Genomic DNA, 2,141 nt, shown 5'->3' with positions numbered 1-2,141 from the left:
GTTTTGATGTCCAAGAAACGGGAGGCAGTTCACTGGGTGGGGAAGCCGGGGGCTTTCTCACGCTATGTCAGAAGCAGCTGTTATGCCTTGGGCGCTTCGTAGCGGGGGAACACCGGTGCGGGTGCGGGCAGTTCGGTGCCGGGCACGAGTGCGGTGCCGAGGGCTGCGAACTGGCGTGCGTCGCCTTCGGGTACGCCGAGCAGGGTCAGCAGCTTGGCGGTTGCGTCGGGCATGACGGGCTGCAGCAGCAGAGCGACCTGGCGTACGACCTCGAGGGTTACGTACAGCACGGTGTTCATGCGGTCGAGTTCGCCATTCTTGCGCAGGGTCCAGGGTTCCTGTTCTGCGAAGTAGGCGTTGGTGTCTGCGAGGACGGTCCAGATGCGTTCCAAAGCGCGGTGGAATGCCTGCTCGTCGAAGTCTGCACGGACGGGCTCGTAGAGGGCTGCCGCCTGGTCGAGGATCTTGCGGTCGGCTTCGGTGAATTCGCCGTGGGTGGGGACGGCACCGCCGCAATTCTTGGCGACCATGGACAGGGAACGCTGGGCGAGGTTGCCGAGGTTGTTTGCCAGGTCGGAGTTGATGCGGTTGATGATGGACTCTTCGGAGTAGGAGCCGTCCTGGCCGAAGGACACTTCACGCATGAGGAAGAAGCGGACCGCGTCCAGGCCGAATGCGTCGACGAGGTTTGCGGGGTCGACAACGTTACCGACGGACTTGGACATCTTCTCGCCGTTGACGAGCAGGAAGCCGTGGCCGAAGACGCGCTTGGGCAGTTCGATTCCGGCAGACCACAGGAATGCGGGCCAGTAGATGGAGTGGAATCGGGTGATGTCCTTACCGATGAGGTGCAGGTCGGCGGGCCAGTACTTGGTGAACAGTTCGTTGTCGGTGTCGGGGTAGCCGAGGCCGGTCAGGTAGTTGGTGAGGGCGTCGACCCACACGTACATGACGTGCTTGTCGTTGCCGGGTACGGGTACGCCCCAGTCGAAGGTGGTGCGGGAGATGGACAGGTCGTTGAGGCCGCCCTTGACGAAGGAGATGAGTTCGTTGCGGCGGGATTCGGGGTAGACGTAGCCTTCGTTGGCGTAGAGTTCGAGGAGCTTGTCGCCGTACTTGGAGAGGCGGAAGAAGTAGGATTCTTCTTCGGTCCATTCGACTTCGGTGCCGGTGGTGATGGCGTAGCGCTGGCCGTCGCGGACTTCGGTTTCGTCTTCTGCGTAGTAGGCTTCGTCGCGGACGGAGTACCAGCCGGCGTACTTGTCGAGGTAGATGTCGCCGTTTTCTTCCATGCGCTTCCAGATGGCCTGGGAAGCGGTGTAGTGGTCGGGGTCGGTGGTGCGGATGAAGCGGTCGTAGCTGATGTTCAGCGCGTCGTTCATTGCTTTGAAACGTGCGGAGTTCTCGTCGGCGAGTTCCTTGGCGGTTTTGCCGAGCTTCTCGGCGGTGGTCTGCATCTTCTGGCCGTGCTCGTCGGTGCCGGTCATGAAGCGCACGTCGAAGCCGTCGAGGCGCTTGAAGCGGGCTAGCACGTCGGCTGCGATGGTTTCGTAGGCGTGGCCGATGTGCGGGTTGCCATTGGGGTAGGAGATGGCGGTGGTGATGTAGAACGGAGTTGCAGTCATAACTTTCAGTTTACCGCAGTATTAGGTACGACTCTCACCCTGGTTATAGTCTGATACGCGCTGACTCATTGCGTGTGGGTGGAGGCTAGCACGCCGCATGTTTCCTCCGCGCCTACGCAGGGGCACCCGTCACCCGGAGGGCGCTTCCGGAAAACACGGCGCACCAGCCCAAACATTCAGCCACCATGCAACACGCTAAACCGCGACAGCCTCCCCCGCCCCACACGCAAAACACCAGCCACCAGGCAACAGACCAAGAGGCGACAGCCTCCCCCGCCCCAGTTCGCTAGGCACGGGGCGCACATACTGAACCACCACGCAACCCAACGAACCGGCGAGATTCCGCGAACCCCTGAACCACAGATGCGCAGAGGTATAGATATTCCCCGTCGCGACATCAGGGTGTCCGAAGCGAAGCGAGGACGGGTTCCCTGTAGGAGCAAGGGGAATATCTATACCTCAAGCCAAAATCTATAAAATTCAGGGAACGCAAAAATCCCGCCGATTCCGAAGAAT

The 2,141-nt window shown here is 61.0% G+C and carries 1 protein-coding gene; it reads right to left on the bottom strand.

What is annotated here, in order from left to right; translation table 11 throughout:
• Positions 1–80 precede the first annotated feature (80 nt).
• A complete protein-coding gene (gene metG / locus HMPREF2927_RS02125) occupies positions 81–1,625 on the bottom strand; it encodes a methionine--tRNA ligase (protein WP_070685106.1) in 1,545 nt (514 codons plus the stop codon).
• Positions 1,626–2,141: the final 516 nt, after the last annotated feature.

The sequence above is a fragment of the Rothia sp. HMSC061E04 genome, from assembly GCF_001813685.1.
Classification (GTDB): domain Bacteria; phylum Actinomycetota; class Actinomycetes; order Actinomycetales; family Micrococcaceae; genus Rothia; species Rothia mucilaginosa.
The sequence above is the reverse complement of the archived record's forward strand: the minus strand, read 5'-3'. Positions and strand labels throughout refer to the sequence as shown.